Annotated in this window: 1 protein-coding gene; it reads left to right on the forward strand. The window is 58.2% G+C overall.

Features of this window, described 5'->3' with window-relative positions; translation table 11 throughout:
• The coding region (locus AC1DIN_RS29915; protein WP_476812360.1) for a helix-turn-helix domain-containing protein at positions 1-118 on the forward strand (118 nt) is incomplete at its 5' end.
• Positions 119-579: the final 461 nt, after the last annotated feature.

Consider the following 579-nt stretch of genomic DNA (forward strand, 5'->3'; position numbering starts at 1 on the left):
GACCGTACAGCAGGTTTCGGGAGACCTTGGATATGAATCGGTATCCGCATTCATCACCATGTTCAAGAAAGCGCTTGGCGCGTCACCGGCCAAATATTTCAAGAACTTCAGCTCTTAGAAACGGGCCCATAACTTCTGACTTGCGCTGATCACGTCGAACCGATCTAGTTCAAGCGCGGGACGCTACGATTATGACCGAGTCATTGATGCCCTTGCGTGACGAGACGCTTCTGCGGCGCGGGAAGCGGTAGCCTGCATGCGAGGATATCGAGGGATCGTGTCGTCGCCCTGATGCGGCGACATTGTGGTTTTGCGGAGACTCCCGTCTTTTCAGCCTGATGACTGGAGCTTTGGGCGGCTTGGCGCCCATTTGCGGACGTCTGGCCGCCTGAGGCCAGACGCCCCGAGGCCGGATTCATGTTCGTGGATTGGCGAACCTGGGGAGCTGTTCGAGTCGCCAGTTTGGCATTGCCTCGCGGAAGGGCTTGCCAACAGAGAATGCCTCGCCGTCGATGGCGGTTGATCAGGGCCGCGCGAACAACCAGCACTCGGCGAAAGCTTCCGATACGGTCGACTTGG

The sequence above is a fragment of the Allobosea sp. 05T438 genome (assembly GCF_056396025.1).